General features: G+C 59.2%; 23 protein-coding genes and 1 pseudogene. 10 read left to right on the forward strand and 14 right to left on the reverse strand.

Annotation, left to right across the window (positions count from 1 at the left end; translation table 11 throughout):
- Window positions 1-80: 80 nt before the first annotated feature.
- The 3 genes from sixA to HCI85_RS11005 are packed head-to-tail and all read right to left on the reverse strand — an operon-like array spanning window position 81 to window position 1975.
- Window positions 81-545, reverse strand: a complete 465-nt coding sequence (gene sixA, locus HCI85_RS10995; protein WP_167144739.1) for a phosphohistidine phosphatase SixA — start codon at window positions 543-545, stop codon at window positions 81-83.
- Window positions 546-570: 25 nt separating this feature from the next.
- Window positions 571-918 (reverse strand): DUF4389 domain-containing protein, encoded by a 348-nt coding sequence (locus tag HCI85_RS11000; RefSeq protein ID WP_090253357.1) that lies wholly within the window; start codon window positions 916-918, stop codon window positions 571-573.
- A gap of 34 nt (window positions 919-952) precedes the next feature.
- Complete coding sequence (locus HCI85_RS11005; RefSeq protein ID WP_167144740.1) at window positions 953-1975, reverse strand: NAD(P)H-dependent glycerol-3-phosphate dehydrogenase; 1023 nt, start codon at window positions 1973-1975, stop codon at window positions 953-955.
- A gap of 250 nt (window positions 1976-2225) precedes the next feature.
- Here HCI85_RS11005 and HCI85_RS11010 point away from each other — a divergent pair, with 250 nt between their 5' ends.
- The 3 genes from HCI85_RS11010 (at window position 2226) to fabB (ending at window position 6073) form a co-directional block, all read left to right on the forward strand.
- Window positions 2226-4148 carry a response regulator gene (locus HCI85_RS11010; protein ID WP_167144741.1) on the forward strand — a complete coding sequence of 641 codons (1923 nt, stop codon included), beginning with the start codon at window positions 2226-2228 and terminating at the stop codon, window positions 4146-4148.
- Window positions 4149-4324: 176 nt separating this feature from the next.
- The gene (fabA, locus tag HCI85_RS11015) at window positions 4325-4840 is read left to right on the forward strand and encodes a 3-hydroxyacyl-[acyl-carrier-protein] dehydratase FabA (RefSeq protein ID WP_090253349.1); all 516 of its coding nucleotides are present in this window, start codon (window positions 4325-4327) and stop codon (window positions 4838-4840) included.
- A 12-nt stretch (window positions 4841-4852) separates the two neighbouring features.
- A complete protein-coding gene (gene fabB / locus HCI85_RS11020) occupies window positions 4853-6073 on the forward strand; it encodes a beta-ketoacyl-ACP synthase I (RefSeq protein ID WP_160087208.1) in 1221 nt (406 codons plus the stop codon).
- Window positions 6074-6151: 78 nt separating this feature from the next.
- On the opposite strand, the gene HCI85_RS11025 is transcribed toward fabB, so the two are convergent.
- The 4 genes from HCI85_RS11025 to HCI85_RS21110 form a co-directional block, all read right to left on the reverse strand.
- Window positions 6152-7777: a methyl-accepting chemotaxis protein gene (locus tag HCI85_RS11025; protein ID WP_167144742.1), complete on the reverse strand. Its 1626-nt coding sequence runs from the start codon at window positions 7775-7777 to the stop codon at window positions 6152-6154.
- Window positions 7778-7964: 187 nt separating this feature from the next.
- Window positions 7965-8429: a DUF3859 domain-containing protein gene (locus HCI85_RS11030; RefSeq protein ID WP_167144743.1), complete on the reverse strand. Its 465-nt coding sequence runs from the start codon at window positions 8427-8429 to the stop codon at window positions 7965-7967.
- Between the two features lie 62 nt (window positions 8430-8491).
- The gene (locus HCI85_RS11035; protein ID WP_446730789.1) at window positions 8492-9463 is read right to left on the reverse strand and encodes an amidohydrolase family protein; all 972 of its coding nucleotides are present in this window, start codon (window positions 9461-9463) and stop codon (window positions 8492-8494) included.
- Between the two features lie 106 nt (window positions 9464-9569).
- Entirely contained in the window at window positions 9570-9692 is a 123-nt protein-coding gene (locus HCI85_RS21110; RefSeq protein WP_275113194.1) for a hypothetical protein, read from the reverse strand.
- Window positions 9693-10232: 540 nt separating this feature from the next.
- On the opposite strand from HCI85_RS21110, the pseudogene HCI85_RS21335 reads away from it, so the two are divergent.
- The 7 genes and pseudogenes from HCI85_RS21335 to HCI85_RS11065 form a co-directional block, all read left to right on the forward strand.
- A pseudogene (locus tag HCI85_RS21335) lies at window positions 10233-10577 on the forward strand (methyl-accepting chemotaxis protein); the annotation flags it as partial.
- A gap of 228 nt (window positions 10578-10805) precedes the next feature.
- Complete coding sequence (locus tag HCI85_RS21340) at window positions 10806-11141, forward strand: PDC sensor domain-containing protein (protein ID WP_446730790.1); 336 nt, start codon at window positions 10806-10808, stop codon at window positions 11139-11141.
- 56 nt (window positions 11142-11197) lie between these two features.
- On the forward strand, window positions 11198-11599 hold the full coding sequence (locus tag HCI85_RS11045) for an OsmC family protein (protein ID WP_167144746.1): 402 nt from the start codon (window positions 11198-11200) through the stop codon (window positions 11597-11599).
- Window positions 11596-12456: a pirin family protein gene (locus tag HCI85_RS11050; protein ID WP_160087220.1), complete on the forward strand. Its 861-nt coding sequence runs from the start codon at window positions 11596-11598 to the stop codon at window positions 12454-12456. The genes HCI85_RS11045 and HCI85_RS11050 overlap by 4 nt, the downstream gene beginning before the upstream one ends.
- 90 nt (window positions 12457-12546) lie before the next feature.
- Entirely contained in the window at window positions 12547-13095 is a 549-nt protein-coding gene (locus tag HCI85_RS11055; protein ID WP_167144747.1) for a sigma-70 family RNA polymerase sigma factor, read from the forward strand.
- On the forward strand, window positions 13092-13805 hold the full coding sequence (locus HCI85_RS11060; protein WP_167144748.1) for an anti-sigma factor: 714 nt from the start codon (window positions 13092-13094) through the stop codon (window positions 13803-13805). The genes HCI85_RS11055 and HCI85_RS11060 overlap by 4 nt, the downstream gene beginning before the upstream one ends.
- A gap of 154 nt (window positions 13806-13959) precedes the next feature.
- A complete protein-coding gene (locus HCI85_RS11065) occupies window positions 13960-14751 on the forward strand; it encodes a DUF4394 domain-containing protein (protein ID WP_167144749.1) in 792 nt (263 codons plus the stop codon).
- A gap of 40 nt (window positions 14752-14791) precedes the next feature.
- Here the strand turns inward: HCI85_RS11065 and HCI85_RS11070 are convergent, their stop codons facing one another.
- From HCI85_RS11070 to HCI85_RS11100, 7 genes are all read right to left on the reverse strand, one after another.
- Window positions 14792-15577, reverse strand: a complete 786-nt coding sequence (locus HCI85_RS11070; protein ID WP_167144750.1) for a dienelactone hydrolase family protein — start codon at window positions 15575-15577, stop codon at window positions 14792-14794.
- A gap of 113 nt (window positions 15578-15690) precedes the next feature.
- Window positions 15691-16689 carry a response regulator gene (locus tag HCI85_RS11075; protein WP_167144751.1) on the reverse strand — a complete coding sequence of 333 codons (999 nt, stop codon included), beginning with the start codon at window positions 16687-16689 and terminating at the stop codon, window positions 15691-15693.
- Window positions 16686-20369, reverse strand: a complete 3684-nt coding sequence (locus tag HCI85_RS11080) for a PAS domain S-box protein (protein WP_167144752.1) — start codon at window positions 20367-20369, stop codon at window positions 16686-16688. The genes HCI85_RS11075 and HCI85_RS11080 overlap by 4 nt, the downstream gene beginning before the upstream one ends.
- A 133-nt stretch (window positions 20370-20502) precedes the next feature.
- Complete coding sequence (gene htpG / locus HCI85_RS11085; RefSeq protein WP_160087234.1) at window positions 20503-22407, reverse strand: molecular chaperone HtpG; 1905 nt, start codon at window positions 22405-22407, stop codon at window positions 20503-20505.
- A 385-nt stretch (window positions 22408-22792) separates the two neighbouring features.
- Window positions 22793-24046, reverse strand: a complete 1254-nt coding sequence (locus HCI85_RS11090) for an MFS transporter (protein WP_167144753.1) — start codon at window positions 24044-24046, stop codon at window positions 22793-22795.
- 54 nt (window positions 24047-24100) lie between these two features.
- Window positions 24101-24547 carry a PaaI family thioesterase gene (locus HCI85_RS11095; protein ID WP_090253305.1) on the reverse strand — a complete coding sequence of 149 codons (447 nt, stop codon included), beginning with the start codon at window positions 24545-24547 and terminating at the stop codon, window positions 24101-24103.
- A complete protein-coding gene (locus HCI85_RS11100) occupies window positions 24544-25008 on the reverse strand; it encodes a PaaI family thioesterase (RefSeq protein ID WP_090253302.1) in 465 nt (154 codons plus the stop codon). Before HCI85_RS11100 ends, HCI85_RS11095 begins: the two co-directional genes overlap by 4 nt.
- Window positions 25009-25161 lie beyond the last annotated feature (153 nt).

The following is a 25161-nucleotide window of genomic DNA, read 5'->3' on the forward strand; positions in this document are numbered from 1 at the left end:
CCAAGCAATTGCTTGGTTTGACTATTCCACGCACAAAGGCGGCCCGCAAGAGGAGAAATGTTTCGGTGTGTAGTGAGGCGTCAGGAACGGCTTGGATGCATGTGGGCAGACAATTCCATCAACCCAGCAGCCAGCTCATCACCTTCCAGCAACGCAAGACTGGCGGTGTTCATCGGCAGCGGTTGCTGACGATGACCATGTATCAGCAGGCCCGCCAAAGCGCCCACCAACGGCTGGTGGGTGACCAACAACAGCTCGTCGAACACATAACCATCCAGTTCCCGCAGCGCTTGGCGCAGATCACTCTCCGGCGTTAGCCAGGGCACGGTCTGCCGGATACCGCTAAAGGCCAAGACTTCGCAGGCCAGATCTGCCGTCTGCTGAGCCCGCACATAGGGGCTGACCAATACAGCCTGCAGCGGCCGCTCCAGCAACTGCGCAGCTGCCTCACGCACCTGCTGCCGGCCATAGGCAGTCAGGTTGCGTTCGGCATCAGTGCGCGCAGTCGGTTCTGCTTCACCGTGGCGCAGTAGCCAGAGCTTCACAGGCTTGCCCCAATAAGACGACGACTCAAAGCTTCGGCTCTTCGTCGCGCACCGGGTGGGCCGCCGGAGGAATGCTGTGCGGGGTCTCACCTTGTGGTGCTTGCGGGGTTGGCCAGTCAGCAAACGGCCAAGGCTTTTCATCAGTGTTGAAGGTGCCAAAGCGACCGATCTGCGCCAGGTACTGGCTCAGGCTGTCCCCAAAGCCCAGCAGGCCGGCATTCGGCGCACCGTAAAACAGGCGGTAACCCAGTTGCAGCAACACCACAGCGCCCAAAAGGATTTCCGCCAGTTGCCAAACGATGGTGAAAATCACCATCCAGAGGATTCGCAGCAGAATCGATTCGCGCTGCAGTTCCTGATTGCCATCACTCATGCTCATCTCCTTGCAGGTTCTAGTAAGGTGAATCTCAAAAACCGGTGGTGGGGATAAAATCAACGTCGGTCTTGGGCTCTGCATTCATCAGCGCACCGATTACCTGATTCAGCGTGCGCCCCTCGAACAGAATGGCATGCAAGCCCGCGACCAGGGGCATGTAGACCTGTAACTCTTCCGCCTTGGACTTCAGCACCTTGATGGTGTTCACCCCTTCCGCCACTTCGCCCAGGCGCGCTACTGCATCTTCCAGGCTTAAGCCCTCACCGAGGGCAAAGCCCACCTGGTAATTGCGGCTTTTTGGCGAGGAGCAGGTGACGATCAGATCGCCCACACCGGCAAGACCCAGAAAAGTCATGGGGTTGGCGCCCAGCTTGACCGCAAAACGGGTCATTTCCGCCAGAGCGCGGGTAATCAGCATGCTCTTGGTGTTTTCGCCCATGCCCATCGCTGCGGCCATGCCGGCGATGATCGCGTAAACGTTCTTCAGCGCACCGCCCAGCTCGACGCCAAAACGATCGGCACTGGCATACACACGGAACGTGCGGCCGTGCAACGCAGCTTGCACGTGTTGGCAGAGTTCTTCGTCCTCGCTGGCTACGACCGATGCGGTCAGTGCATGCTCGGCCACCTCACGCGCCAGGTTTGGCCCCGACAGCACGCCGATACGCGCCTGCGGGGCAATGTCTTCGAGAATCTGGCTCATCAGCAGAAAGCTCTGCGCCTCGATGCCCTTGGTGGTGCTGACCAGCTGCTTGCCGCTGAGTAACTCAGCCACCGGTTGCAGCGCCTGACGCAATGCACTGGAGGGCAAGGCGACGAAGATCAACTGACAGGCGTTCAACGTCGCCGCCAGGTCGGTGACAGGCTCAACGCCCAAATGAATTTTGATGCCTTTGAGGTAACGCGGGTTTTCACGGGTCAGCCGAATCGCCTGGGCCTGTTCGGGGTCGCGCATCCAGTGCAGGACATGCTGGCCGTTTTCGGCCAGCAAATTAGCAATCGCAGTGCCGAAGCTACCGCCGCCAAGCACGGCGATGGGGTGCTGATCAGTCATAACGTATCCGTGGTAAACCATTGAAAGTGGCGAATCGCTCGCATTATACGGCGGCGCCTCTATGCAACCAGCTTTTAGCAGGTTGCCTGGCACTGGCAAAGCCAAGCAGCTCAGTTAACATGCAGCCTTTAAAACGCAAACAAGGTTGTGGCGTGATCGACAGCACCCAAGCCCAGATTCATCCTGAGACCGCGCAAAACCGGCCAGTTCTCCAACGTCCGAACATTTTTTGCAGCAGCGGAGTGTCGCGATGATCCTGCGTCGTGGCTGGAATATCCATACCCGCACCCAATTGATCAGTGTCGGCCCTGCCCTGCTGCTGACCCTGCTGCTCACCGGGTTCTTCACCTTTGCCCGTCTGCAGGACCTGCGCCAGGAGGTCAACCACTACGGTCAGTTGATCGCCAGCCAGTTAGCCCCGGCCAGTACTTATGGGGTCATTTCCGGCAACCTTGAGGTGCTCGAGGCACTGCTGCAAGCCACGCTGAAAACCCCGCATGTGCGCTTTCTGGAAGTGCGCGATCACACCGGTAAAATTCTCGTTTACGTTGAGCAAGCCCCAGGCAGCGGCCACGCAAGCAGCCAGGTCGATGTGTTTCAGGCGCCCATACACCTGCAACGTGCAGCGCTGAACACCCCTGATCAACAGGCATTGGCCGATGACTACCTGGGCTATGTCGTCGTCGGCATGTCTAACGACGCCTTCAACACACGCCAGCAGGAAATCCTCTTTAAGGCCACCCTGCTCGCCCTGTTCGCCCTGGCCCTGACCTTTATTCTTGCCCGCCGCCTGGCTCGCCACCTGTCGCAGCCGCTGAGCGCCATGGGTGAAGCCGTCAGCGCAATTCAGGCCGGCAACTACCAGACCACCCTGCCCGAAGTCGGTGAAGGTGAGTTGCAGGCGCTGGCACGGCATATCAACAACCTCGCCCACGGCCTGGCCAGCGCCAGTGACGAACAACAACGCGCCATGGCCCTGCTGATTCAAGCACGCGAGCAGTCCGAGCTGGCCAACCGCGCCAAATCCGACTTCCTGGCGATGATGAGCCACGAGTTGCGCACGCCGATGAATGGCGTGCTGGGCATGCTGCAGTTGCTGGAAACCACTGAAATGACTCAGGAGCAGGCCGAATATGCCGCCCTGGCCACCGAGTCCACTGAACACCTGTTGAAAGTCATCAATGACATCCTCGATTTCTCGCGGATCGAACGCGGCGCACTGGAGCTCGAACGCATCCCCTTCTGCCTGCTCGACCTGCTACAAAGTTCGATTCAGGTGTTCCAACACAGCGCCCAACAGCGTGGCCTGCAATTACTGCTGGAAACCGAAAGTGGCCTGGAGAACCTACAGGTACAAGGCGACCCTACGCGGATTCGGCAGATTCTGGTCAATCTCATCGGCAACGCATTGAAATTTACCGAAACCGGCAATATTCGTGTGCACAGCAGCTGGCAGGCGCTGGATAACCAGGTGCTGTGGTTCAGCTGTGCGGTGCATGACAGCGGCATCGGAATATCCCCTGAGCGGCTTGAACATATGTTCGATGCCTTCCAGCAGGCTGACACTTCTATTTCAAGACGTTACGGCGGCACCGGGCTGGGTTTGCCGATTGCCCGAACCCTTGCCGAACGCATGGGCGGCACCCTGCGCGCAGTCAGTCAGGAAGGTCAGGGCTCGGTATTTACCCTGGAAGTGCCACTGCCGTTTTCCCAGCACGTCGCACCCGCTACCAGCGAGACACCACTGCCAGCGGACCAGGGGAACGGCCAACCGGTGCTGCTGGTCGAAGATAACCCGGTCAACCAGACCGTGATCGAAGCCATGCTGCGCAGCCTGGGCTATCGGGTCAGCCTGGTTGGAGATGGCGCACAGGCCGTGCATCAGGTCAGCCAGCAGCGTTATTCAGCGATTCTGATGGATTGCCGTCTGCCAATTATGGACGGCTACGAGGCCACACGGCAGATCCGTCGCCTGCCTGGCTGCAGCGAACTGCCTATTATCGCGCTGACCGCCAACGCCTTGCAGGGCGACCGCGAGGCCTGCTTACAATCGGGTATGAATGACTACCTGGCAAAACCCTTTAAACGGGCCGATTTGCAGCGAATCCTGCAGCGCTGGCTGCCTCCTCGACCATCGACGGGTAGTCAAGAAGGCTCAACTGCTGCAGGCTAATGAACATGGGCGCTATGACAGGCCAACAGGAGCGGAGTACAACTGTACTCACAAGGCTGTGACTTTCACCACAACGCAACAGTCTATGACTAGGCTGTTGGCAGGCGCAGCAGACTGTGCCGCCAGCCAGGACGATTCGCCCAGCCTTGGCGCATGGGACATATTGAGGAGCTCGCATGACCAAACAAAACGCCTTCACCCGGGAAGAACTGCTCGCTTGCGGTCGCGGCGAACTATTCGGCCCAGGTAATGCGCAACTGCCCGCGCCGAACATGCTGATGATCGATCGCATCACTCATATCAGCGACACCGGCGGCAAGTACGGCAAGGGCGAAATAGTCGCCGAGCTCGATATCACTCCTGATCTTTGGTTTTTCGCCTGCCATTTCGAAGGCGACCCGGTGATGCCAGGCTGCCTGGGCCTCGATGCCATGTGGCAGCTCGTGGGCTTTCACCTTGGCTGGCAGGGCAATCCAGGCCGTGGCCGTGCCCTGGGTTCGGGCGAAGTGAAGTTCTTCGGTCAGGTGCTGCCGACCGCCAAGAAAGTCACTTACAACATCCATATCAAACGCACCATCGCCCGCTCCCTGGTTCTGGCGATTGCCGATGGCAGCGTCAGCGTTGATGGTCGCGAGATTTACAGCGCCGAAGGCCTGCGCGTTGGTCTGTTCACCTCTACCGACAATTTTTAAAGGACTCTCTGCATGCGTCGCGTCGTGATTACCGGCCTGGGCATCGTTTCCTGCCTGGGCAATGACAAAGCCACCGTCTCTGCCAACCTGCGTGCTGGCAAGTCAGGCATCCGCTTCAACCCTGCCTATGCCGAAATGGGCCTGCGCAGCCAGGTATCTGGCTCGGTTGACCTCAACCTGGAAGAGCTGATCGACCGCAAGGTCTATCGCTTCATGGGGGATGCAGCGGCTTTCGCTTACCTCTCAATGGAGCAGGCGATCAAGGACTCGGGCCTCAGCGCAGAAGAAATCTCCAACCCACGCGTGGGCTTGATCGCAGGCTCCGGCGGCGCGTCGACCTTCAACCAGATGGAGGCCATGGACATCCTTCGCGAGAAAGGCGTCAAGCGTGTTGGCCCCTATCGCGTACCGCGCACAATGGGCAGCACCGTGTCCGCCTGCCTGGCCACGCCGTTCAAGATCAAGGGCGTTAACTACTCGATCTCCTCGGCCTGCGCCACCAGCGCCCATTGCATCGGTAATGCCATGGAGCAGATCCAGCTGGGCAAGCAGGACGTAGTGTTTGCCGGCGGTGGTGAAGAGGAACATTGGAGCCAGAGCTTCCTGTTCGACGCCATGGGCGCCCTCTCCACTCAGTACAACGAAACTCCAGAAAAAGCCTCGCGTGCTTACGACGCCAAGCGTGACGGTTTCGTTATCGCTGGCGGTGGCGGCATGGTGGTGGTCGAAGAACTGGAGCACGCACTCAAGCGCGGCGCGAAGATCTACGCCGAAATCGTCGGTTACGGCGCCACCAGCGACGGCTACGACATGGTCGCCCCGAGCGGCGAAGGCGCAGTGCGCTGCATGCAGCAGGCTCTGGCTACCGTCGATAGCCCAATCGACTACCTGAACACCCACGGCACCTCGACTCCGGTCGGCGACGTTGCGGAAAGCCGCGCAGTGCGCGAAGTGTTCGGTGCCAAGGCGCCCGCCATCAGCTCGACCAAGAGCCTGTCCGGTCACTCCCTGGGCGCCGCCGGCGTACAGGAAGCGATCTACTGCATGCTGATGATGGAAGGCAATTTCATCGCCGGCTCGGTCAACATCGACGAAGTCGACCCGGAAATCGCCGACCTGCCGATCCAGCGCAGCACCGTTGAGAACGCCAAGCTCGACACCGTGATGAGCAACAGCTTCGGCTTCGGTGGCACCAACGCCACTCTGGTACTCAAACGCTGGGCAGGCAAATAAGCCACACCCGATGTTTGCAGCATAAAAAAGGCCATCCCTCGGGATGGCCTTTTTTATTGTGGCTTGCGCCAAGCTTACTCAGATAGAAAAGCGCGCTACCAGTGCATTGAGGTCCACCGCCAGGCGTGACAACTCCTGGCTGGCCGCACTGGTCTGGTTGGCACCGGCTGAAGACTGCATCGACAGATCTCGGATATTCACCAGGTTGCGATCCACTTCGCGGGCCACCTGAGCCTGTTCTTCCGAAGCGCTGGCGATCACCAGATTGCGCTCATTGATCTGCGAAATCGCGGCAGCAATCTCATCCAGCGCTTGGCCGGCCGCCTTGGCCACATCAAGGGTTGAACGGGCACGGCTGTTGCTGTTCTGCATGGCGTTAACTGCTTTATCGGTGCCCTGCTGGATGCCGCTGACCATTTGCTCGATTTCACGGGTCGACTGCTGCGTACGGTGCGCCAGGGCCCGCACTTCATCGGCTACCACGGCAAAACCGCGTCCGGCCTCACCCGCACGCGCGGCTTCAATCGCAGCGTTCAGTGCCAGCAGGTTGGTTTGCTCGGCAATCGAACGGATCACATCCAGTACCTTGCTGATATCGCGCACCTGCCCGGCCAGCTGCTCCACTTCGGAAGCGGTATGGGTCACGTCGTCCGCCAGATGACTGATCGACTCAACAGTCTGGCGCACCTGCTCGCGGCCATGTTGCGCCGTACGATTGGACTCGCTGGACGCTTCAGAGGTGCTGACGGCATTACGCGCAACCTCTTCCACGGCACTGGTCATTTCATTGACCGCGGTAGCCGCCTGCTCGATTTCATTGTTCTGCTGATGCAAACCACGGGTGGAGTCTTCAGTGACCGCACTGAGCTCTTCCGAGGCCGAGGCCAGCTGCGTAGAGGAGTCCGAGATATTTTGGATAGTGTTACGCAGGCTTTGCTGCATGGTCTGCAGCGCACTCAGCAAACGTGCCGGCTCATCACTGCCCTGCACTTCAATTGATTGGGTCAGGTTGCCGCCTGCCACCACTTCAGCCACCCGTACCGCATCGGTCAGCGGCGCGACGATGCTACGGGTCAGCAGCAACGCCAGAATCACCGTCAGACCAAGGGCGGCCAGCATCATCACAATGACCCATGTACGGGCGCTGGAAAATACTTGATCAGCCTTTTCAGCCGCTGCGGAGGCTCCCACCCGATTCATTTCGGACAAATCAGCGAGGGCTTTGGCCATACTGTCCGCATGCCCATTCAGCTGGCCATTGGCAACCGCCAGTGCAGCATCAAGATCATTTTGACGGACAGCGGCTACGATCTTCGATTGCTCCTGCAGATAGCTGCTTTCAGCCTGTTTGAAACGCTCGTAAATCGTGCGTTCTTCAGGGCTCGAGATTAATTTTTCATAGTTACTCTGAGCCGTGTGCAACTGGTTTTTAAACTCCTCCACACGGACGAGATTCTGCTGCGTCGCACTTTCATCGCTGTTAAGCATCAGGCGCAGTGTCAGAGCTCGCAGCCTTAGAATGTCTTGGCTCATCTCACCCAGGCTCAGCACGCTGGGCAGCCAGTTTTCATTTACATCAGCTGATTGCTTGTTCATCTCTGACATTTGCAACAGGGAGAAGCTGCCCAGCAGCAGCACAAGAAGTGCGACTAAGCCAAAGCCAAGTGACGCTCTGGGAGCGATGTTTATATTTCTTAGGGTCATCACGGCCGTCCTTTACGGTTCTGAAGCAGCTTGCTCGATAGCATATGGCCATTATCCTTATAAGGACCTTAAGACCTTCAGCCAATATCTACAGATTCCGTATCGACTCTAGCACTAGATTCTTGACCCCTCGCACATAAAAAACCCGAGCCAAGGCTCGGGTTTAGCATTACGACTTCACTTAACTTCAACGCACGATAAAGCGCTGCTCCAGCAATTTGCGGTCATCCTGAAACACCATAAAGTGCCACTCACCTGGCACCACTTCATGCTTTTCGGTGAACTCAAAGGCCATGACATCCTGCGGCGCACCGGGAACCAGCTTTTGCGTGACCACAAATTTGTCGTGGCGCGTGCCTTGCGGAGTAACCACTCCAGGGGTGAGGTAGAGCAAAGTTAGCGGAGCGTCATCCGCCACCTTGCCGACCAAGGTATAGCGCATGCCGAACTTGGTACCGAGCTTGGCGGGGATCACGTCGCCTTGCTCAATCTGCTGGTTACTGCGGGTCAACACCCGCTCACCTTCCTGAAAGTCCTGATAGTCACTGGCGAAAACGCCGTATTCGATCGGACCTTCAACACGCACTTCGGCGTGCGCCAGGCTGCTGATCAACACAAGTGCGGCCAAGCCACTGAAACGGGTGTATTGCATGTCGCGCTCCTTATTTAGATGGCGCGAGCCTATGACACCCGTGTGACAGGGCTATGACAGCTCTACTCAGTCATCTCGGCTTGCACCTTACGTGGCAATACCGCGAGGAAATTGTCGAGCGCCACCTGATGGGCAACCTTCTCCGGTAAAGCATCGAGAAACGGCTTAAAGCCTTTCATGTAGTCCGGCAAACTTGAGAAACGCCCGACCACATCAGAGCCCAGCATAAAGCGCGCGGGATAGCTGCTGACCAACTTTACCCAGGCTGGATCAGGTTGCCCCTCAGCATCAAGCAGGTAGGGCCGAAGCATGGTCCAGGACAGATCGATATACAGATTGGGGTACTGTTTAAGCATCCGCTCCAGGGTGGGCAGGAGGAACTCCAGCTTTTCCTGATGCCGGTGAATTTCCATGCTGGTACCGGCATGCGCCCAGATAAACCGCACATGTGGATGGTTGCGCAGTGGGTCCTCGATTTCCTGCAGGTACAGCGGATTGCGTTCGCGCTTGGAGGTGATATTGGAATGCAGCATCACTGGCAGGTCGTACTCGGCAGCCAGGTGAAAGACCCGCGCCAGGGCTTCGTTGTTGGCCCGTGGCGCATCACCATGGATCAGCGCGGTGAGGTCGTCATGCCGAGTGAAAACCTCACCAATGCCCTGCCACAGCCCTGGGTCGAGTTCGAGCATTCGGCGGATATGTGCATCGGCATTCTTGTCGTTCGGATTAAAGCCCGAGAGAAACGGGTGCAGACGTTTGCGCTGTTCAGCGGGCACCTGTTTGTAGGCATGCGCCACCAACACATCGGTGGCGCTGTACCAATAGGCATTGGCATCATCACCCGCGTAATAACGAGGACGCTTGGGCTCATCCTCATGCCATTTCTTCGCCACCGGAATGCCTGAGAGCATCACATGCTCGATATTGCCGGCCGCCATCTGCTCGAACAACTCAGTCATACCCGCGCTTTCTTGAAAGAAATCCACGTAATGCAGATGGGCATCGCTGTAGCGATAGTCGCGGGCCTGGGCCATTGCACTCAGTAGGCCGAGCAACAGGGCAACACTCAAACGCGATACAGGCAAGGGCATATCCTCCAGACAGTCAGAGCAGCATAGACCCCAGGTGTCAGACGCAAGTTCAGGCGCAGAGCGGCGAGTAGCGAGCAAACAGCACCACAGAGGCCCAATCCACAACCTGCAGCACCAGAACAGGGCGGCCACAGTGACTGTTTTCCAGCGTCAGCAGCATGACGCGGCTCATCAGTGATGGCACTTGGCTTGCAGTGCAACCGCCAGACCCTAGAAGGAATTCGCCATGCTTCAGCTATTGCGCTCGACCCCACGCAAGAACACGGACGACATTGCGCTCGATGCGCTGTTCAATCAGCACGACCTCACCGCCCGCCTGGGCGATAACTATCGCTGGATGTCGCGCCTGAATGACTTCAGCGCAGGCCTGCACCAACGCATCCGCACCAGCCTGGGCGCAGCAGTCGGCATTGCTTCGCATGCCCCACAACTGGCACGTATCGCCGCCGCTAACCAGCAGAGCGGGCAAACGTTGGCGCAGTCCTCGGAACTGATCGCCAGCGCCAGTGAACAGGTCACCACCACCCTCGACGCCGAGTTGGTACCCGGCGCCGCCGAAGTCGCGCAGCTGTCCGCTGAAGTCACCGCCACCCTGCATGGTTGCCAACAGAGCGGCCAGGCGGTACTGCAACAAGTAGAGGTGATCGGCAAGAGCGAACAGCAACTGGAGCTGGTGATTCAACAACTGACTAGCCAGCTTGAAGAGGTCAGCAAAGTGATCGGGGTGATCGCTAGTATTTCCCAGCAGACCAACCTGCTCGCGCTGAATGCGGCCATTGAGGCTGCCCGCGCAGGCGAGCATGGCCGTGGCTTTGCCGTGGTGGCCGAGGAAGTACGGCGCCTGGCCGGGCATACCACCGACGCCACCACGCAGGTCAGTGACATCATCGAGCGTTTTCGCAGCGGCATGCAGCAACTCACCGAAGCAGGCAGCCACATGCACCAGGCCGTGGCCGATGGCCGCGATGGCATGCTCGCCGTTGGCGGTGGTCTGGACAGCACCCGCCAGGCCATGGATCGCCTGGACAGTCGCGTGGGCCAGATCGCCGCAGGCACCGAGCAGATCGGCCAAGCCGTGCGCTCAATCAACGGTGACGTGCAGAACATCGCCAGGGTCGCCGGCGAATTGCTCGGCAAGGCCAGCCAGGTGCTGCACCACAGCCAGGCGGTGCGCGAAGATGGCGACCGTCTGCTGGCGGGGCTGGGTGATTTCCGCCTGGAGATTCACCACGCCGTGCAGGCCAGTGTCGAGCAGCTGGCTAGCCAACCCGGCATGAGCGCGGATATGGCCACCGCCGAACGCCTGCTCGGTGAAACCCTCAAGCGCGATGCGCGGTTTGAGCTGTTCTACCTGGTCGACAACCGCGGCGTGCAGCTCTCCGAAAACATCTTTGCCGCCGATGTGAACCACAGTGAAAGCAGCAGTTGCAAAGGCCGCAATTGGCAGCAACGTCCGTGGTTTCGCGCCGCGGCCGATAGCATGTGCAGTCATATCACCCAGGTCTATCGCTCATCGGCAACCGACGACTTCTGTTTCACCATTTCGGTACCGATCCTCGATGCCCGTGGCCAATTACTGCGCGTACTAGGGGCCGATGTGCGGCTGTCTGCACTGGTCTGAGGCTGACACCATGGGCTAGGCTGATCACTCACTCAGCCCATGGCGTTGGAGTTCACATGATCAGCATCAGCAACGAAAAAGGCCTGTTGCAGCGCATCAGCATCGGCCCGCACACCCTGCACAGCGACGTGTCGGTGGAACTGGGCGGCGAAGGCTCAGCGCCTGAGCCCCATGACCTGTTCGATGCTGCGCTGGGCGCGTGCAAGGCGCTGACCCTGGCGCTGTATGCCAAGCAACGTGGGTTACCGCTGCAAGGGCTCGACGTGAAGCTCAACCGTGACGACAGCCAGGAACGCCAAGGCATCTACCACCTGAATATCGAGCTGACCCTGCATGGCGCACTGGATGACGCGCAACGCCAGCAGCTGCTGCGCGTCGCCGATAAATGCCCGATTCACAAGCTGATGACCAGCAGCGAGGTTCAGGTCAGCACTCAGCTAAGCGAGGGCATGGAATGAGCGACCTTCTGCTGATCCAGCCGCGCCCGGAAAACCTCGGCGGGCAACCTATCCTGCGTCCGCTGCCCTCGGCCAAGTGCCGCAGCGTCGGGCCGTTCGTGTTCTTCGACCATATTCTGGAAAACACCTACCCGGCTGGCAGCGGCATGAATATCAACCAGCACCCGCATATCGGCCTGTCCACCCTCACCTACCTGTTCAAGGGGCAATTGCAGCACAAGGACAGCCTCGGCTCGAATCAACTGGTCAGCCCAGGCGAGGTCAGCTGGATGACCGCAGGCCGTGCCGTCGCCCATGTCGAGCGCACCCCACAGACGCTGTGGGAAAGCGGCTCGCACATGCATGGCCTGCAGGTCTGGCTGGCCATGCCCGCCGCCGATGAGCAAAGCGAACCCCACTACAGCCATCACCCCGCAGACAGCCTGCCGCGCAGTACCAGCATGGGCGTGGACATCTGCCTGATTGCCGGGGCAGGCTTCTGCCTGCAATCGCCAGTACCGGTGCTGTCGCCCACTATCTATGCCGAGCTCAAACTGGCCGCCGGCAGCGCACTGCAAATCCCCGCCGAGCATGCCGAACGCGCGCTGTACCTGATTGACGGCGAGGCGACACTGGACGACCAGCAACTGCCGCTGCGTGGCCTGTTGGTACTGCCTGAAGGCGAGACTTATACCCTCACCGCTTGCAGCGAGAGCCACCTGGTGCTGATTGGCGGCGAGCCGATTGGCCCCCGCCGGATTAACTGGAACTTCGTTGCCAGCGATCCAGCACTGATCGACCAGGCGCGCCAACGCTGGGCCGCGCAGGACTGGCCAACCGTGCCAGGGGAAACCGATCGCATCGAGCTGCCCCGCTGACGGAGAAAATTTGTTGCACTCCCGAGACATCCAAAGCGCAGGTGCTCGGGTATAACCCTTGGCACGCTCACACATTCAGGAACCCTGTGCATGGCGCAGCCGCTGTTTGATTACGAAAGCCATCTGGAAGCCTGTGCTCAGCAGGATAAACGCGCATTCCAGGCGCTCTACCAACAGGAGGCCGCGCAGATGCTCGGGTTGGCCATTACCCTGCTCGGCCGTCGTGATCAGGCTGAAGACTGTGTGCACGATGCCTTTGTGCAAGTCTGGCGCAACGCCCAGCGCTTTCAGCGGGCACTGGGCAGCGGCCGCGCCTGGATCTACAGCATCCTGCGCTACCGCGCGCTGAATCAGCTGCGCAGCCGTGGTCGTACGGTGGAGATGGATGACGACTTTATCGAGCGCGCGGCCGACGACACCCCACAGGCGGCAGAGTTATTAGAGCAGCAAGGTGAACACCAACAACTGCGTCGCTGCCTGCAAGGCATCGAACGCAATCGCCGCCACCCGATCCTCCTGGCCTTTTACCGCGGCCTGACACATGAACAAATCGCCAACCGCCTGACCACCCCGCTGGGCACCATCAAAGGCCGTATTCGCGCAGGTTTGCGCGCCCTGCAGGAGTGTTTGCACGCATGATTTCGCAGCAACCTGCCGAACGCCGCGCCTTGATCGGCGAATATGTCCTGGGCTTACTTGATGAGGCCGAAGCCGCTGAAGTGCGCGAGTTGATCGAGCGCGACAGCGAAGCCGCGCAAATGGCTCTGCAGTGGCAACAGCACTTTCTCGAACTGAGCGATCAGCTGCCGCCGCAAACACCGTCTACACAATTGTGGCAACGCCTGCAGGACAGCCTCAGCCTGACCCCAACCGTCAGCCGGGTGAATGTCTGGCTGACGTGGTGGCAGAGCCTGGCCACCTGGCGCCTCACCAGTGCTGCCCTGGCGTTTGCCTTGATCGTCGCGCTGATGCCTAACCTGTGGCGCACAGACATGCCGGGCAACAGCTACACCGTGGTGCTGCAAGCACCTGGTGAAGCCGCCAAACCCGGCTGGGTAGTGCATGTGGACGGCACTGGCAGCCTGCGACTGCAACCACTGCTGGAGGATCAGATCCCGGCCGACCGTTCGGTGCAGTTCTGGACGTTGATCGACCCAGCCATCGGCCCGCGCTCCCTAGGCCTGGTCGAGCCGGGGAAACCGCTGCAACTGTCTGCCGAACAGATTGGCGCAGTGCAACCCGGCCAGCTGTTCGAACTGACCCTGGAACCGGCCGGCGGCTCGCCGAAGGATCGGCCTACCGGCAAGGTGCTGTATATCGGTCGCGCGGTGATGGCTTCGATCAACTGAAGCCATCGGCAAAAAAACTGAATTTATTTTCAGGCCGCGACATCCAGATGCGTTCTCGTGGGTATAGCTATCAGGTGTTTCATCGAGGCACCTGCAAGGCAGGCCTAAGCCGGCCTTGCATCGATGCTGGATAACCACAGATGAGAGAACGCATATGAACAGCTTCAATACCCTGCTGACCGCTGCCGTTACCACTGCCACCCTCAGCCTCGCCGCCGGCACTGCCAGCGCAGCGACCCTACTGGCCCTGGGCGCCGACGGTCAGCTGTTCAAGATTGACAGCGGCAGCCAGAAAGTCACCGCCACGATGGCAACCAACAGCCCAAGCCCGTTGCGCGGCATTGATGTGCGCCCGGCCAATGGGATGCTCTATGCCTTGAGCAATGACCATCAGCTCCACACCCTGGACCTGGCCACTGGCGCAGCCAGCAAGGTCGCCAGCCTGAACAAGCAACTGCCTGGCAGCGGCCAGGCGGTCATCGACTTCAACCCGGTTGCCGACAAACTGCGCATGCTCGCCGCCGACGGCACCAGCTTTCGCGTCAACGTTGAAACCGGTGAAGTGGTGGTAGACGGTTCAGTGGCTTACGCCGCCGAAGGCCCTTATGCCGGTAAAAGCGCCAAGGTAGTCGCCGGTGCGTATACCAACGCCTACGCCGGCACTCAGGCGACCGCGCTGTACACCGTGGACCTGGCCAGCAGCAATCTGATGCTGCAAAACCCGCCAAACGATGGCATCCAGCAAGCCGTGGGCAAAATCGTTGATGGCTTGCAGAATGCGGCGCTGGACATCGCCAGCGACGGCAAAGGCGGCAACACCGCGTACCTGCTGACAGGCACCACGCTGCACACCCTGGACCTGGCCACTGGCAAGCCGACCACCTTGGGCGACATCGCCGGCCTGCCGGGCAATATCATTGATATCGCTGTACTGCCAGGCATGTAATCCGCATGCGGGAAGGCCACCCGGCCTTCCCGCTCACGCCTTACTCGGCGAAAGTTTCCGCAAACAGATCATCCATGGCCTTGAACGCTCGCGCGGCCACTACCGGGTGGTACTCATTTCGCCCCGGCACATTGGCCACCGGATTGGTAAAGGAATGCACGGCGCCACCGTAGCTGACTAACTGCCAATCGACTTTCGCCGCTTTCATTTCCGCAATAAAGCCATCGACCTGCGCTTGCGGCACTGCCGGGTCATCTGCGCCATGCAGCACCAGGACCGGTGCCTTGATGTTCTGCGCATCACTTGGGTTGGGCGTATCCAGGTTGCCGTGGAACGAGACAAAGCCTTTCAAATCAGCGCCGGAACGCGCCAGCTCCAACACCGTACCGCCGCCGAAGCAGAAACCGATCGCCCCCAGTTTGCTGACATCCAGCGCCACCTGCGCAGTTTGTGCCTTGAGCACCTCTACAGCAGCTTGCGCACGTTTGCGCATCAGTGGTCGGTCGCCGCGTACCCGCGTCGCAGCAGCCTTGGCCTCGTCGGCATTGGTCGGACGCACCGCCTTACCGTACATATCGGCCATAAACACCACGTATTTGTTACTGGCAGCACGCGCGGCCTTCTTCGCCGAGTCATCGGTGACGCCTAACCAGTTGGGTACCATCAGCAGGCCTGGACGCGGCGTGGTGACCGTATCGTCGTAGATCAACAACCCTTCGAAGGCTTCGCCATCGATCTCATAGGGCACGGGCTTGACGACCACTGCAGCTTCAGCAAAACCGATCATGCCGGCGCACAGCAGGGGCAACAGAGACTTGGTGGACATGGCGAGGCTCCTCAGGCGAGTTAAACGCAGCGCTCACCATAGACCGCTGCCACGGGATGACCAAGCACCGGAATCCCCGGCAGCATGCCCAAAGGTTTCAGTCTGTTTCCGCCTCAGCCCTGCTCTGCCCAGCGCTCCTTGATAACCAGAATCGCCGGCAGCTGCTGGATAAACAGCTCGACCAGTTGTGGGTCGAAATGCCGGCCACTCTCTTCACGCAGCAAACCGACCGCGGCCTCAACCGTCCAGGCCGCCTTGTAGGGCCGCACGCTGGTCAAGGCGTCGAACACATCGGCTATCGCCACGATGCGCCCTTCCAGCGGAATCTCCTCGCCGCTGAGGCCATTGGGGTAACCGCTGCCGTCCCATTTTTCGTGGTGGGTCAGGGCAATGCGCTGTGCCGTGCGCAGCAGGCCCGAGGAATGCTCGCCAATAATCCGCGCGCCAATTTCGACATGCTGGCGCATCACCGCCCACTCCTGCTCATCGAGCTTGCCGGGTTTGCGCAGCACCGCATCAGGAATGCCGATTTTGCCGATATCGTGCATGGGCGCCGCATTGAGCAGCTCCTCGGCAGCCGCCTCGCTAAAGCCCGCTGCCAAGGCGAGGACCTTGGAGAAATGGCTCATGCGGATGACATGCAAGCCGGTCTCATTATCTTTGTACTCCGCGGCCATGCCGAGGCGCTGAACAATCTGCAAGCGGGTCTGGCGCAGCTCATCCATACGCACCAGCGACAAATGCGTGCGCACGCGTGCGCGCACGATCGGCGGGCTGACGGGCTTGGTGATGTAGTCCACGGCACCTACAGCAAAACCGCGGGCTTCATCCTCAACATCAACCAGCGCGGTGACAAATATCACCGGAATGGCCTCCAGCTCAGGTTGTGCTTTGAGTGCCTGGCACACCTCATAGCCCGTCATGCCCGGCATCATCACATCCAACAGGATCAGATTCGGCCGCTCACGCTCAGCCATTTCCAGGGCCTTGGCACCATCTTTGGCAAACAGCAGGCGGTAATCGTCCTGCAGGATGTGCCGCAGCACTTGTAGGTTCGTGGCTTCATCGTCGACCAACAGGAGCAGCGGACGAGCATCGGCTGGCGTGATCATGGTGTCTGGCTGTCCTCATCGTGCAGCTGATGCAGCAGTTCGGTCAGCGATTGCTGCGCCAGCTCAAAGTCAAAATCATCCAGCGCCTGGCGGATATGGTCCAGGGCCTTTTTCTGCTGCACACCTTGCAGCCCTTCAGTTAGGCAGCTCAGGGCCTGATCATCCAGGCCGCCACGATTGACCGCCTGCTGCAAACGCAGCAGTGCATCACGTAATTGCTCACGATCAACCGTCTGGGTCTTTTCAAGCGGCTTCGGCACCTGTGGCAGCGCCTCAGCCACCGCCGCTAAGGCACGGGATAGCTCCTGCAGCAAGCTGCGCAGATGCAAGCCTTCACGCTGATTGAACGCCTGCTCAATCGCTTGGCCAAGCCCCGCCAGGTGGGTCAGCGCCAGATTGCCGGCTGCCCCTCGGAAACGATGCGCCAGGCTGCGCCCCGTATCCCAGTCATTCTTTTCCAGCATGCAGGTAAGGTGTTCAACCAGTGCATCCTGCTCACTGAGGAAACGCTGAATCGCCTGGCTCATTTGTACCGGCCCGCCCCACAGGCTGGCGCCGCGCTGCCAGTCGAACATGCCGCCACTTGCCGTAACAGGCTGTTGTGGTTCGCCGCCCTGCTGAGCAGTGCCCAGCAGCCTGGCCATTTCGGCCAACAGGCCGGGCAGGTCGAGTGGTTTGGAGGCGAAACCATTCATCCCGGCATCCAGCGCCGCCTGACGATCCTGATCCAGCACGCTGGCGGTCAAGGCAATGATCGGCAGGGGCACGCGCTGCCCGGCTGCTTCCAGCGCGCGAATACGGCGGGATGCTTCCAGGCCATCGACCAGCGGCATTTGCACATCCATCAGAATCAGGTCAAAGGTGCCGTGGGTAAACGCTTCAACAGCGGCCTGGCCATCCGCCACACAGGTCACCTGATGCCCTAGCCGCTGCAAGTTGAGCTGCAGCAATTCCAGATTTTGCGGCACATCGTCAGCGGCGAGAATGTGCAATGCCGCCAGTTGTGGCAGCGACTGACGCACCTGCGGAGCCAGCCGTTGCCCCGCACGCAGAGGCAACTCGACAATAAAACGACTGCCCTCACCCAGTGTGCTTTCCACCCGCAAACGGCCGCCCATCAGCTCGACCAGCTGGCGCGAGATGGTGGTGCCCAAGCCTGTACCGCCGAACCGCCGACTCATCGACGCATCGGCTTGGGCAAACGGCTCGAAAATCTTCTCAAGGCGGTCAGCCGCAATGCCGATGCCGCTGTCTTCGACGATCAAGCGGATCGCGCCGGGTTCACCCTGCACATGCAGGCACACTCGGCCTTCACTGGTGAACTTCACCGCATTTCCCAGCAGGTTGGTCAGCACCTGCTGCAGGCGCAAGGCATCGCCCCGGTAGAACTCCAGTAACTGCGCTGGGTAATCGAGCTGCAAGGTAAGGCCTTTGTTCTCTGCGCTCAGACGTTGCGTGGCGCATACCTGTTCGCACAGTTCGCGCAAGGAAAAATCCAGGTCTTCCAGTTCAATCGCGCCCCGGTCCAACTTAGCGGTATCAAGGATGTCATTGAGCAAGCTGAGTAACGAGCGCGAAGCCTGCTGCACAGTCTGTAGATGACGGCGTTGATCGTCGGCCAATGGCGTGCCAATCAGCAGCTCAGTGAAGCCAATAATGGCATTCATCGGTGTGCGGATTTCATGGCTCATATTCGCCAGGAAGCTACTGCGCGCAGCGGCAGCGGCTTCAGCACGGTCGCGAGCGGCGCGGGTTTCCTGCTCCATGAGCCGGCGCGGCGTCAAATCGGTGGCCAGTTTCACCACTTTGAAGGGTTTGCCATCCGTGTTGAAAATGGGGTTGTACGTGGCCTGAATCCAGACTTCACGCCCGCCGTTACCAATGCGCCGGTACTCCCCGGCTGAGAACAGACCTTTGGCCAGGTCGACCCAGAATTGCCGGTAATCCTCGCTGTCGACATACAAAGGGTCACAGAACAGGCTGTGGTGCTGGCCCAGCACGTCTTCACGCTGGTAGCCAAACAGGTCCAAGGCGTTGTCATTGATCGCCAGCACATGGCCTTGCAGATCAAATTCAATCAGCGCCATGGCTTTGCTGATGGCGTTGACCTTGCCTTCGTACTCGGCGTTACGCAACTTGGTTTCAGTTTGATCAAGCAGTACGCCGTCAATCCAACGCGGGATACCCTGTTCGTCGAACACGGCGCTGCCACTCTCCCAGATCCAGTGCTCTTCACCATTGCGATCAAACAGACGGTACTCAACGGTGTAGTTACGCCGCTCCTCGATTGCGGTCATGACCTCATCGGCCACCGGCTGCAGGTCATCCGGGTGGTACAGGCTAGCGATGGCCTTGCGCTTGCTGATGAAGTCATCTGCGCTCCAGCCCGTAAGAGCTTGCACTGCATCGCTGATGAAAATCATGGTCCAGTCGGCATCGAGCAGGCAACGAAATGACACACCCGGAATGTTGCTGATCAACGAGCGATACTGCTGCTCGCGCTCACGCAACGCCTGCTCCATTTCAATCCGCTCACTGATGTCCGTGACGAACACCACGAACAAGGGATGCTGGCCGGAACGGGTCACCCCGATACTGATGCGCACCGGTTTTTCCTGGCCGCTTCGAATAACGCACAGCAACTGCTGCTCAGCTTTCGGAAGGCTGACCTGACCGGTTTTCACATACGTGTGTATGTGCTGCTCAAAAATGCGGGCCTCGGCAGGGTTAAGCAGTCTGGCCATCGGCATGCCGACCAGCTCATCCACTGACCAGCCAAACAGACGCGCGGCGGCGCGGTTAACCGAACGGATCGTGCCTGTGTGGTCAATGGTAAGAATGGAGTCCAGCGCGGTATCGAAGATCGACCGCAGGTGATGCTCGTTGGCACGCAGTTGCTGGCTCAGGTAGCGATAGCGCAGCAGTGCATTGGCAGCTACCACGAACACGGTCAGGGCGACCGTGATCAGTGAAATCGCACTGCCCAGGTACAGGCTATCGACCATGGCAAACGGCTGCGCCGACTCTGCCACTCCAACAAAGCGGGCAGCCGCCATACCGGTGTAATGCATGCCGCTGATGGCCAGCCCCATGACCAAGGCACTCAACAAAAGTGCTATGAGCGATGGCAGACGATTCTCCAAACCAAAACGCACCCACAAGGCAAGAATCGCCAGGGCAACCGCCACCAGAATCGACAGGGCAAACATCCAGGGGTCATAACGCAGCAATGGCGCCATCTGCATCGCGGCCATGCCGCTGTAATGCATCGCACCGATGCCCGCCCCGACTAATAACCCGCCCACGCAGAGCTGCAACACGCTCAGATTTCGCCGCGCCAGAACGGTCAGCGCAACCCAGGATGCGCCCAGGCTTGGCAGCATCGACAATAGGGTTACGCCCAGGTCAAAACGTACTTCGGCACACAGCTGGAATGCCAGCATGCCAATAAAATGCATTGCCCAAATACCGGCTCCCAATGCCAGCGAACCGGTGGCGATCGTGACCTGTCGCCACCAGGCTGAATCACTGTCACGGGCTACGCCGGCCAGTTGCAGAGCCATGCCCGACGTGAACACAGCAATGCACAACGACATGAGTACTAAGAGCGGATCATGATTGCTGAGGACCAGGACACTGGGGTCGGCGTTGACGATAAACAACTGATCAAAAAACGACATATCACCCCAGACTGCATTGGATGCGCACACACCACTGGCGCAGTGACAGCATCACAAACGAGCCTGCCCGGCCTGTCAATCAAGCACCGACAAAAAAGCCCGCCAATGGCGGGCTTTTTTATATCCGCTTGGATTAGGCGGAGAGTTCAACCAGTAGCTTGTTCAACCGCTGCACATAAGCGGCTGGATCTTTCAGGTTGTCGCCTGCTGCCAATGCCGCTTGGTCGAAGAGGATGTGGCTGAGGTCGGCAAAGCGATCTTCATCGGCCTCACCATCGAGCTTCTCGATCAGCGGGTGGCTTGGGTTGAATTCGAAGATCGGCTTGGAGTCCGGCACCTTCTGCCCGCTGGCTTCAAGGATCTGGCGCATCTGCAAGCCCAGGTCCTGCTCGCCAATAGCCAGGATGGCGGGCGAGTCGGTCAGGCGATGCGATACGCGCACTTCGGCAACCTGCTCACCCAGCGCAGTTTTCAGACGCTCGACCAGGCCTTCTTTGGCCTTGGCAACTTCTTCCTGGGCCTTCTTGTCTTCTTCCGAATCCAGCTTGCCGAGGTCCAGATCACCGCGCGCCACGTCAACAAACTGCTTGCCGTCGAACTCGGTCAGGTAGCTCATCAGCCACTCATCGATACGGTCGGTGAGCAGCAGCACTTCGATGCCTTTCTTGCGGAACACTTCCAGGTGCGGGCTGTTCTTCACCTGAGCGTAGGATTCGCCAGTCAGGTAGTAGACCTTGTCCTGACCTTCGGCCATGCGCGCGATGTACTCGCCCAGGCCAACGCTCTGCTCGCCATCTTCGGTGCGGGTGGAGGCAAAACGCAGCAGACCGGCGATCTTCTCCTTGTTAGCGAAGTCTTCCGCCGGGCCTTCCTTGAGCACCTGGCCGAAGTTCTTCCAGAAGCTCTTGTAGTGCTCAGGCTCGTTCTTCGCCAGCTTTTCCAGCATGTCCAGCACGCGCTTGGTCAGCGCCGATTTCATCGAGTCGATGATCGGATCTTTCTGCAGGATCTCACGGGAGACATTCAGCGACAGGTCGTTGGAGTCAACCACACCCTTGATAAAGCGCAGGTACAGCGGCAGGAACGACTCGGCCTGGTCCATGACGAATACGCGCTGCACGTAGAGTTTCAGACCACGCGGTGCTTCACGCTGATACAGATCGAATGGTGCACGCGCCGGGGTGTAAAGCAGCGAGGTGTATTCCAGCTTGCCTTCGACCTTGTTGTGGCTCCAGCTCAGCGGGTTCTCGAAATCGTGGCCGATGTGCTTGTAGAACTCCTGGTATTCCTCGTCCTTGATCTCGGTACGTGGACGGGTCCACAGGGCACTGGCGCGGTTGACGGTTTCCCACTCAACTTCGGCAGGCTTGTCCTTCTCTTCGCCGTGGAATTCCTTCGGCAGCTCGATCGGCAAGGCGATATGGTCGGAGTACTTCTTGATGATATTGCGCAGACGCCAGCCATCGGCGAACTCGTCTTCAGCCGCTTTCAGGTGCAGCACGATGCGGGTACCGCGCTCGGCTTTTTCAACGGTGGCAACTTCGAACTCGCCCTCGCCCTTGCTCGACCAATGCACACCTTCGCTGGCCGGGCTACCGGCGCGACGACTGAACACTTCAACCTTGTCGGCAACGATAAAGGCCGAGTAGAAGCCCACACCGAACTGACCGATCAGGTGCGAGTCTTTCTTCTGGTCGCCGGATAGGTTCTTCATAAAGTCGGCGGTGCCCGACTTGGCGATGGTGCCCAAGTGAGTGATCGCGTCTTCACGGCTCATGCCGATGCCGTTGTCTTCGAGGGTAACGGTCTTGGCGTCTTTGTCGAAGCTGACGCGAATTTTCAGCTCCGCGCCGCCTTCGAGTAGCTCAGGCTTGGCTAGCGCTTCGAAACGCAGCTTGTCGGTGGCATCCGATGCGTTGGAAATCAGCTCACGAAGGAAGATTTCCTTGTTCGAATACAGCGAATGGATCATCAGGTGAAGCAGTTGCTTCACCTCGGTCTGGAAGCCCAGGGTTTCTTTTTGAGTTTCCACACTCATGCTCTCTTACTCCACGTTGTTGACGAAGCCGCAGTGCGGCGGATGTCATACAGGTGGGGGCATGTTGTGGGATTTCAAGTGCTTGCTGCAGAACCTGTTTAGGATCTAGCGAGCTAGAGACCTGCAAGGCGCTACGTTAGTAACAGCCTACGGCTGGTCAAAGCGGCAAGAAACGTAGCGTAGCGCAGTAACAGCCGTAGGCTGGCCCACAGGGTGAGCGCAGCGAATCAAGCGGACTGGGCTCGCACACGAGTGTACTGTTGTACATGAGCATTACTCGCTTCACTCGCCCTTCGGGTCGCGCTAAAGCGCGTTAGCCGCAAGCGGCTTCTGAGGCTGTTTTTAACGCCGCAGGGCCGACGCGCAGCAGATCGTAAATAGGTTCTCAGGGCTCAAGCAACTCGATACGGGTAATCTCTTCCGGCTGCAGGCTGAAACTGACTTCACCCTGCCCGCTCATGCGCTGGCGCAAAGTGATCCGACCGTCCTGATCGATACCCTGAAAGCGACCTTCGGCACTGTTTCCGCGCTCAGTGGTGGCTCGCATGCTGAGGTTTTCATAGCGGTTGGGGTTGCGCAGCAAGCCATCAAGGCTGAAACGTACACGCCGATCCAGAGGCCGACTGACGCGCTCCGGAACGACTGCCGCCACTGCTACCGGTTTGGCCTCGGCAACCGGCGACGCAACGGCGCTAGGTAACGGCGGAAAACTATCGGCAGCGACTTGCCAGCCACGCTTATCCTGCTTCTGCAGCAGGATCGGCAACTGCTGCAGCTCACCGTTGATCCGCGCCTGGACGTTCAGATCAACCCTCTGCAGTGGAAAGTTCAGGTTACCGATTGGCAGCAATTCCACCCGGCGAGTGGCAAAGCGGCGCTCCAAGTAGTCCTGAATCACATGGCTGACGGTATCCACCGAGTCGAACTGGCGATCGACTTTATCGCCCTGATAACGCAGGCCATTGCGGAACAGCTCAAGCTTGCCGCTCAGGGTCGTTTTGAACTGCGGCGGCAGTACCAGATGGAAATCACCGGCCAGCTTGTTCGGCGGCACCGGCTGCAAATCCAGGTGCAAGGTGTAGCCTCGGCTCAAGCGCCGCGCTTCGGGCAACTCCTGCTCAGGCAATAACCAGCTGATTTCCACTTCCGGCAGTATGCCTTCATCGGCCGGCAACACATCGAACCGCACCGGGCCCGAAGCGACGCTGGGTAGACGAATTACCAGTTCGCTTTGGGCAAAGAAATCCTGCCCCTCACGCAAACTCAACACGCCATCAATCAGCTCAGCCTGTTGCGGCGAAAAGGGGCGGCCATTCAACTGGCCACTTAGCACAATCGCTAATTCGGCGGGTGCTTGCACTTCAGGCTCAAGCCACTTGAGGCTGAAGATGGCTTCCAGACGTTGCGCATCATGGCTGGCCAGCAAGGTCAGGCCGACCACCAGCGGAATAATCCCCAAACTAGCCAAGGCCAGCGCTGGCTGCGCCGAACGCCAATGGCGCAACACATACAGCAAGGTGAACGGTGGCAGGAAACTGGCCCAGCCCCACAGCAGGCCGGTAGCAAAGGCGCGCATCACCAGCCAGACCAACCCGGCGAGTATCAGCAGCAAGCCACCCAGAATCAGCAGCGCATCCATTCAGTAATCCTTAGCGATGGTTAAACGAGGGGTTATCCGCCTGGCCGGCATCCCTCAAGGTTCATCGACCTTAAAGTGCGCCCGCGCCGTAGCAATCGGCTCGGTCTGATTGGTTTGCCACGCGGTGATGGCCACGTTGGCGACCCGGCGACCCTGGCGCCAAACCTGGCATTGCACGAAGGTGTCACGATAATGGCCGGCACGAAGGTAATCTATCGAGAAGTCGATGATTTTCGGCAAATGTGGAATACCCATAAACATCAGCAGATGAAGCATTGCCGAATGCTCCATAAAACCGGCGATCACCCCGCCATGCAATGCGGGCAAGGTCGGATTACCGATATTGTCCTGGTTGGCCGGCAGGCGAAACACCATGTCATCACCCAGGCGCAGACACTCGATGCCAAGCAATTTGGCGTAGGGAATCAAGCTGATCAGTGAATCGTAGTTATTCTGCTCGTGGGCTTCGCGCACCAGCTGGTTGAGATTCAGCGTGCTCATTGGCCAGCACCCTTGGCAGTGCGTTGCAGATCAGCAGGTTTACCCATGCGCATGAAGGCGCCAACCACATGGGCTATCGGCTCATCGGGATTGTCCTGATAGGCATAGCCGCGGGTGAAGATGATGTTCTCAGTTACTCGGTAACATTCAGCGAAACCAAATACATCTTTGTTCGGCTCAGCCGGGCGCATGTAATCAATGCGCAGGTCGAGGGTTGGGCAGATTTCGAACTCTGGCAGCACACACACAGTGGAAATACCGCAGGTGGTATCCATCAGCGTGGTGATGGCACCACCGTGGATCACTCCGGTTTCCGGGTTACCAACGATCTGAGGACTATAAGGCAAACGCAGGATCAGCCCCTGTGCATCAGCGCTGTGCACACTGATGCCGAGCACCTGGCAATGACGCAGGACCGATAGAAAACGCTGCGCCCGCGCAACAATAGGAGAATCGCTCATGACTTCAGACTCAGGACAACTGTACAAAGGGTGAGCATGATACTCGCAGACACCAGGCCCGGCACCACGGAGCCGACCTGCTGACGAGAACTGCCATTAAATTAATAGGGAACTTCGGCGAAACTGCGTTGTTTAATGGCTATGCCCGGGCCA

This window comes from Pseudomonas sp. OTU750018 (genome assembly GCF_011636575.1).
GTDB lineage: Bacteria > Pseudomonadota > Gammaproteobacteria > Pseudomonadales > Pseudomonadaceae > Aquipseudomonas > Aquipseudomonas peli.